Source organism: Butyrivibrio sp. NC2007 (assembly GCF_000421405.1).
Classification (GTDB): domain Bacteria; phylum Bacillota; class Clostridia; order Lachnospirales; family Lachnospiraceae; genus Butyrivibrio.
The window spans coordinates 117,317-125,494 of the sequence record NZ_ATWY01000014.1; the positions used below are offsets into that span (position 1 = coordinate 117,317).

Here is an 8,178-nt window from a genome sequence, read left to right on the forward strand (position 1 = left end):
TTAAGATTAAGGAAGAAGATATGAGAAAGATAGTTTTACTGGGATCAACAGGATCCATTGGAACACAGACTCTGGATGTTGTAAGAAACAACCCTTCAGAACTTGAAGTTGTTGGAATTGCAGCAAACAGAAGCGTTGCCGAAGTAGAGAAACAGGTCCGCGAGTTTAAGCCGAAGTACGTCTGCATGTTTGATGAAACAGCAGCTAAAGAGCTTCAGGACAAGATCTCGGATACCGGCATCAAAGTAATGGCCGGTATGGACGGACTTCTTGATATAGTTTCTGTTCCCGAGGCAGATACCGTGCTTACAGCAGTAGTAGGTATGATCGGAATCAGACCTACCATTAAGGCAATTGAGTGCGGAAAAGATATTGCTCTTGCCAACAAGGAGACCCTTGTATGCGCAGGACACATCATCATGCCACTTGCCAGGGAGAAGAATGTACAGATACTGCCTGTGGATTCAGAGCACAGTGCAATTTTCCAGTCCTTAAACGGCGAGCCAAGGGACAAGGTTGAAAAGATTCTTTTGACGGCCAGCGGCGGACCATTCAGGGGTAAGAAAAGGCAGGAGCTTGAGAACATGACAGCAGCGGATGCCCTTAAGCACCCTAACTGGGACATGGGACCAAAGGTTACCATCGACTCTTCATCCCTTGTAAATAAGGGCCTTGAAGTTATGGAAGCAAAGTGGCTCTTTGGAGTATCACTTGATGATATTCAGGTAGTTGTTCATCCGCAGAGCATTGTTCACAGCGCAGTTCAGTTTGTGGACGGTGCAGTTATAGCACAGCTTGGTGTTCCGGATATGAAGCTGCCTATTCAGTATGCTCTTTTCTACCCGGATAGAAGACCTATGCAGGAAAAGAGATTAGACCTCTTTGAACTCTATTCCCTGACCTTTGAAAAGCCTGATACAGACACATTCAGAGGACTTAAGCTTGCCTATGATTCGGCCCGTATCGGCGGAAGCATGCCCACAGTTTTCAACGCTGCCAACGAGATGGCGGTTAAGAGATTCTTAAAGGGCGATATTAAATATCTTGAGATCTACAGCATGATAGAGGAGGCCATGAGCCACCACAATAAGGTGGACAACCCTGACGTTGCTGCTATTCTTGCAGCTGAGCAGGAGACCTACGACTTCCTCGGAAAGAAGTACAACATCTGATGTTAGTAAGTGTTTTAATTTTCTTTATCATATTCGGAGTACTGGTAACATCCCATGAATTCGGCCACTTTATCATCGCCAAGTCAGGCGGTATAAGGGTCAACGAGTTCTTTGTGGGAATGGGACCGACTATCTGGAAAAAGCAAAAAGGAGAGACTCTTTACAGTATCAAGCTCCTTCCGATCGGAGGTGCATGCGTATTTGACGGCATGGATCCCGTGGCTGAGGAGAAGGAAGGGTATGACGAGCATTCCTTTTTGAATGCGCCTGTGTGGAGGAGGATAGCTACCCTTTTTGCAGGACCTTTTGCAAACTTTATAATCGCATATATCCTGGCGGTGGTTCTTGTAAGCTTTTCAGCCTGGAACTTCCCTGTTATCAACAAGATGACTGATGAGTCCGCTGCAGCTGAGGCAGGAATGCTTCCGGGAGATAAGATCATCAGCGTGGATGGCGAGAAGGTTTACATGTCAGGTGAAGTGACCATGATCTCACAGTTCGCTGAAGGAAGTCCGATGGACATCGTGTATGAGAGAGACGGTCAGAGATACGAGACCACTCTTTTACCCAAGTACAGTGAAGATGAGGGCCGCTACTACATGGGAATCTATCTTGGTGAGTATGGCAAGATAGAGGGACCGGCTGCTCTTAAGTACGCCTGGTACGAGGTAAGATACTACTTCAAGACCACCTACAGGAGCCTGGCGCTTCTCGTAAAGGGCAAGCTTTCCAAGGACGATGTTTCGGGACCTGTGGGCATGGTGAAGATGGTGGATGATACCTACGAGGAGGTTAAGCCCTACGGTATTTCTGCAGTCATCCTTACAATGCTGTCCCTGACGGTTCTTTTGTCAGTGAACCTGGGAGTTATGAATCTTTTGCCGATTCCGGCTCTTGACGGAGGAAGACTGGTATTCCAGTTCATCGAAGTCATTGTGGGTAAGCCTGTACCTCCGGAGAAGGAAGGCTTCGTTCACATGATAGGAATGGTGGCGCTCCTGGCACTTATGGTATTTGTACTGTTCAATGACATTACAAAGTTTACGAGGTAATTTTCATGGCATATAGAGATAATACTAAGGTTATTCATATTGGCGACAGAGTGATAGGCGGTGGTAATCCCATCCTCATCCAGTCCATGACCAACACAAGGACTGAGGACGTGGAGGCGACAGTCGCTCAGATAAAGAGACTCGAGGAGGCAGGATGCGAGATAATAAGAAGCACCGTGCCTACAATGGAGGCTGCCAAGGCTCTTTCGGAGATCAAGAAGCAGATCCATATTCCTATTGTTGCAGACATTCATTTTGACTATAAGATGGCCATTGCTGCCATGGAGAACGGTGCTGACAAGATCAGGATCAACCCCGGTAACATCGGAAGCAGAGACAGGATCGCTTCAGTTGTATCCTGTGCCAAGGAGAGAAATATTCCGATCAGAGTAGGCGTTAACAGCGGCTCTTTGGAAAAAGACCTTGTGGAGAAATACGGCGGTGTTACAGCAGAGGGCCTTGTTGAATCAGCCCTTGATAAGATCGGCATCATCGAGGACCTTGGATATGACAACATGGTAGTCAGCATCAAGTCTTCAAACGTTATGCTCTGTGTTAAGGCTCATGAGCTTCTGGCCAAGAAGTGTCAGTATCCGCTTCATGTGGGCATCACTGAGGCAGGAACAGTCTATGGCGGAAACATCAAGTCATCCATCGGACTTGGCATCATCTTAAATGAGGGCATCGGTGATACCATAAGAGTTTCACTCTCAGGTGACCCTGTGGAGGAGATCAAGACAGCCAAGATGATCCTTAAGACACTCGGAATGAGAAGCGGAGGAATCGAGGTTGTATCATGTCCTACCTGTGGCAGAACCAAGATCGACCTCATCGGCCTTGCCAATGCAGTTGAGACCATGGTTCAGAAGTATGACCTTGATATCAAGGTTGCAGTTATGGGCTGTGCAGTAAACGGCCCCGGAGAAGCCAAGGAGGCAGACATCGGAATAGCAGGCGGCGTGGGAGAAGGCCTGCTTATCAAGAACGGAGAAGTAGTTAAGAAGGTTAAGGAAGACCAGCTATTGGCTACCCTTAAAGAGGAGCTAGATCGTTGGCCTAGGTAAAGGTTTTTATGGGGAAGAGTTTTTTTGAAGTATTTCCTGCCCTTAAGCTGGATGAACACACCGGCGATATCATGGGGCAGACTGAAGTTGTAAAGGTTTCCACCACCAGGAAACAGGATTTTATCAGGATTTATATAGCCAGCAACAAGCTCATTGACAAGGCAGACATCATAAAGACCGAGAACAGCATCAAGAAGCAGTTGTTTGGTAATCAGGATATAACCATCAAGATCTACGAGAAGTTTTCTCTTTCGGCACAGTACACGCCTGAGAATCTTCTTGATATATACAGAGAGAGCATTGAGCTCGAGCTTAAAGACTATGACCATATGGAGTATAGTCTGTTTCGCTCGGCTTCTTTTTTGTACCCCGATCAGGACAATGTCATAATGCAGCTTGAGGACAGCGTTGTCGGCAAGAAAAAGGCTCCTGACCTGATCCGTGTACTGTCCAAGATATTCAACGAAAGGTGTGGCCTTTCTGTAGTTCTTTCACCCGAATTTGTAGAAGTTGAAAAAGACGATAAAGAGCCCGATTACTCCGAAGAGTCAGCCAAGATGGTCAAAAAGCTTGAGGCTATGGAGGAGAAGGAGGCAGAGAAGGAAGCTGCCAAAGAAGCGGCCAAGGAAGCAAAAGCTTCTGAAACAGCCAAGCAAAGTAGCCCTTCCAAGGTCGAGGGCAAGGCATCCTCATTTGCACCCAAAGATGGCGAGAAGAAATCCTTTGGCAAAAGAGATTTCGGCGGAAGCTACAAGAGGTCCGATAATCCTGATGTTCTCTTTGGAAGAGATTTCGATGATGAAGCCATGAAGCTTGTTGATCTTATGGGCGAGCTGGGTGAAGTCACCATTCACGGCAAGATCATCGAGTGGGATCAGAGAGACATCAGAAATGACAAGACCATTCTCATCTTTGCTGTGACTGACTTTACAGATTCCATCGCAGTCAAGATGTTCGTAAATACTGCAGATGTGCCTGATATAACAAAGAGCATCAAGATGGGTGCTTTTGTTAAGATCAAGGGAATTGCAGCAATTGACAGATTTGACCACGAGCTCTCTATTCAGTCCGTTGTCGGCGTCAAGAAGATCCCTGACTTTACAGTCAAGAGAGTTGACAACGCAGATGTCAAGAGAGTGGAGCTCCACTGCCATACCAAGATGAGTGATATGGATGGAGTTTCCGAGGTAAAAGACATTGTAAAGCAGGCCTACAAGTGGGGAATGCCGGGTATTGCCATCACAGATCACGGCGTTGTTCAGGCTCTTACCGATGCCAACCACGTGTGGGAGGATCTTTATAAGGATGAGAAGTCCCGCAGAAAAGAGGCAGGAGAGCCCCCTATCGACAGGCAGGATTTCTTTAAACTCATTCTGGGCGTTGAGGCTTATGTTGTTGATGACCTTAAGGAGATAGTTGTCAATGACAAGGGTCAGAAGCTTGACGATACCACCTTTGTTGTATTTGATATCGAGACAACGGGTTTTTCACCCATCAAGAACAAGATCATCGAGATCGGCGCCGTTAAGATCAGAAACGGAGAGATTGTAGACAGATTCTCGGAGTTTATCAATCCACAGGTTCCTATTCCTTACAGGATCGAGAAACTCACCAGCATCACCGACGATATGGTTATCGGTGCGCCAACAAGGGAAGTTATCATCCCGAAGTTCGTAGAGTTCTGCGAGGGAGCGGTACTGGTGGGACACAATGTCTCTTTTGACATAAGCTTTATAAATCAGAACTGCGAGGAGCTTGGTATTGATGCGGATTACACAACCGTTGATACGCTGTGGCTCTCAAGATATTTCTTCCCGCTGCAGGCCAAGCATACGCTGGATGCGGTTGCCAAGACCTTGAACATTGTACTTGGGCATCACCACAGAGCTGTAGATGATGCTGAGTGTACTGCGCTTATTTTCAATAAGTTTGTACCAATGCTAAAAGAGCAGGGAGCTGAGGACCTTACTCAGGTCAATATCCTTGGAAAGCCAACACCTGAGATGATCAGGCACCTTCGCCCCAATCACTGCATTATTCTTGCCAAGAATACGCTGGGCAGGGTTAATCTCTATACCCTTGTCAGCAAATCACATGTAGATTATTTCAGAAGATTCCCGCTCATCCCAAAGAGCGAGCTTATCAAGTACAGAGAGGGACTTATTATCGGTAGTGCCTGCTGTGCGGGAGAACTCTACGGCGCTGTTGTGGAGGGAAGACCTCCTGAGGAGATCGCAAGGCTTGTCAGCTTCTACGATTATCTGGAGATTCAGCCTGTGGGCAACAATCATTTCATGGTTGAGTCCGAAAGGTATGAGGATATCAACAGTGACGATGATATCAGGGAGATAAACAAGGAGATTGTAAGGCTGGGAGAGCAGTGGAATAAGCCTGTTGTCGCAACCTGTGATGCGCACTTCTTAAATCCTGAGGATGAGATTTACAGGACCATCATCATGTCCGGAAAGGGTATGAATGATGAGGAGCCGGCACCTCTTTTCCTAAGGACCACAGATGAGATGATGGCGGAGTTTGACTATCTCGGTGGTGAGAAGGCAAAAGAGATCGTCATCGACAACACCAGAAAGATCCTGGATATGTGTGATTCAATATCACCGGTCCGTCCCGATAAGTGTGCGCCTGTCATCGCAAACAGTGATGAGATCCTGACCAAGATTTGTTACGACAAGGCCCATGAGATCTACGGAGAAGAGCTTCCGGAGATCGTTAAAGAGAGACTTGAAAGGGAGCTTAATTCCATCATCAAAAACGGTTTCGCGGTTATGTATATCATCGCTCAGAAGCTGGTTTGGAAGTCAAACGAGGACGGATATCTGGTAGGTTCAAGAGGATCCGTCGGATCGTCCTTCGTTGCCTTTACTTCGGGAATCACGGAGGTTAACTCGCTTAGCCCTCACTATGTATGTCCTAACTGTAAGTACTCCGACTTTGATTCAGAGGAGGTTAAGGCTTACGGCGGAAACTCGGGCTGTGATATGCCTGACAAGATGTGCCCCAAGTGTGGCACCAAGATGAACAAGGACGGCTTTGATATTCCTTTCGAGACCTTCCTTGGATTTAAGGGTGACAAGGAGCCTGATATCGACCTTAACTTCTCGGGAGAGTATCAGTCCAAGGCCCACAAATATACAGAGGTTATCTTTGGTTACGGACAGACCTTCAGAGCCGGAACCATAGCTTCTCTTGCGGATAAGACGGCTTACGGTTTTGTTAAGAAGTACTATGACGGAATCGGAGTAAGTAAGAGAAAGAGTGAGATAAACAGAATCGTTCAGGGCTGCACCGGCATAAGACGTGGTACCGGTCAGCATCCGGGAGGAATCATAGTTCTTCCGGTTGGAGAGGACATCAATTCATTCTGTCCTGTTCAGCACCCTGCTAACGATATGACCACAGCTACAATTACAACACATTACGATTACCACTCCATCGACCACAACCTTCTAAAGCTCGATATTCTGGGACACGATGATCCTACCATGATAAGGTTCTTGCAGGACTGCACGGGTATGGATCCCAAGACTGTGCCACTGGATGACAAGAAGGTAATGAGTCTTTTCATGAATACAACTGCCCTTGGTATTGAACCGGAGCAGATTGGCGGAACCAAGCTCGGATGCCTTGGACTTCCCGAGTTTGGTACGGACTTTGCCATGCAGATGGTTATCGATGCTCAGCCCAAGTCTTTGTCCCACCTTATTAGGATTTCAGGTCTATCCCACGGTACCGACGTTTGGCTCGGTAACGCCCAGACCCTTATCCAGGAGGGCAAGGCAACCATCGATACCTGTATCTGTTGTCGTGACGATATCATGATCTACCTTATCCAGAAGGGACTTGATAAGTCCGAATCCTTCAAGATCATGGAGGCTGTTCGTAAAGGTAAGGTAGCCGGCGGCAAGGAGAAGAACTGGCCTGATTGGAAAAAAGACATGATAGATCACGGAGTTCCTGACTGGTATATCTGGTCCTGCGAGAAGATCAAGTACATGTTCCCTAAGGCCCATGCGGCGGCTTACGTTATGATGGCCTGGAGAATCGCGTACTTCAAGGTTTATATGCCACAGGCCTTCTATGCAGCGTGGTTCTCAATAAGAGCCAAGGCCTTTAACTATGAGCACATGTGCCAGGGCGAGAATCATCTTCACAGTATTATGAAGGATTACCTGAGCCGTAAGGATGAACTTACAAACGCTCAGCAGGCTGAGTACGGAGATATGAGACTTGTGGAGGAGATGTACGAAAGAGGCATCGAGTTTATGCCAATTGACATCTTCAAGGTTAAGTCCAGGGAATTCCAGGTTATTGGCGATAAGATCATGCCGGCTCTCACCAGTATCGACGGTATGGGTGAGAAGGCTGCCGATCAGATCGTTGAGGCAGCCAAGGACGGTCCGTTCCTCTCCAAGGACGACTTCCGCCAGAGGACCAAGTGCCCTCAGACTGTAATCGACAAGATGTCAGACATGGGACTTCTCGGTGATATCCCGGATTCCAACCAGATAAGCCTCTTCGACCTGATGAAAGGATTCTAAAGGGATTAACAAATTATTGAGATTATGAATGGCCGGGCCTTATGGGCCAATGTCATTAAGATAAGATGACGGAATAAGATCTCTATATCAGAAATGGTATAGAGGTCTTTTTTTATTAAAAAATAGTTGACAGATGACTGAAAAAGTGCGGCCGCTTTCGCTACGAATTGTATTTAGAAGTAGCGAAAGCGGCCCTTGAAATTAAAGACAAATCTTTTTTCAAGGAGGCACTAAATGAACTATTCTAAAACTGTTAAAAACAAGCTGCTGTCAATTATTGATCAAATGGACCGAGTTCATTGGCTATTTACCCGGAACCCAAATACGGATTTTT

General features: G+C 46.8%; 4 protein-coding genes. All 4 read left to right on the forward strand.

What is annotated here, in order from left to right; translation table 11 throughout:
* Positions 1-20 precede the first annotated feature (20 nt).
* From G632_RS0112310 to G632_RS0112325, 4 genes are read left to right on the forward strand one after another with little or no spacing between them, the layout of a single operon-like run.
* Entirely contained in the window at positions 21-1,172 is a 1,152-nt protein-coding gene (locus G632_RS0112310) for a 1-deoxy-D-xylulose-5-phosphate reductoisomerase (RefSeq protein WP_022769561.1), read from the forward strand.
* Positions 1,172-2,224: an RIP metalloprotease RseP gene (gene rseP / locus G632_RS0112315; RefSeq protein ID WP_022769563.1), complete on the forward strand. Its 1,053-nt coding sequence runs from the start codon at positions 1,172-1,174 to the stop codon at positions 2,222-2,224. Before G632_RS0112310 ends, rseP begins: the two co-directional genes overlap by 1 nt.
* Positions 2,225-2,229: 5 nt before the next feature.
* Positions 2,230-3,288: a flavodoxin-dependent (E)-4-hydroxy-3-methylbut-2-enyl-diphosphate synthase gene (gene ispG, locus G632_RS0112320; protein ID WP_022769564.1), complete on the forward strand. Its 1,059-nt coding sequence runs from the start codon at positions 2,230-2,232 to the stop codon at positions 3,286-3,288.
* Between the two features lie 8 nt (positions 3,289-3,296).
* Positions 3,297-7,844: a PolC-type DNA polymerase III gene (locus G632_RS0112325; RefSeq protein WP_022769565.1), complete on the forward strand. Its 4,548-nt coding sequence runs from the start codon at positions 3,297-3,299 to the stop codon at positions 7,842-7,844.
* Positions 7,845-8,178: the final 334 nt, after the last annotated feature.

Bases quoted from the DNA above. Each gene is read 5' to 3' on its own strand.
- G632_RS0112310 (WP_022769561.1), top strand. From the start codon at position 21: ATGAGAAAGATAGTTTTACTGGGATCAACAGGATCCATTGGAACACAG.
- G632_RS0112325 (WP_022769565.1), top strand. From the start codon at position 3,297: ATGGGGAAGAGTTTTTTTGAAGTATTTCCTGCCCTTAAGCTGGATGAA.
- rseP (WP_022769563.1), top strand. From the start codon at position 1,172: ATGTTAGTAAGTGTTTTAATTTTCTTTATCATATTCGGAGTACTGGTA.
- ispG (WP_022769564.1), top strand. From the start codon at position 2,230: ATGGCATATAGAGATAATACTAAGGTTATTCATATTGGCGACAGAGTG.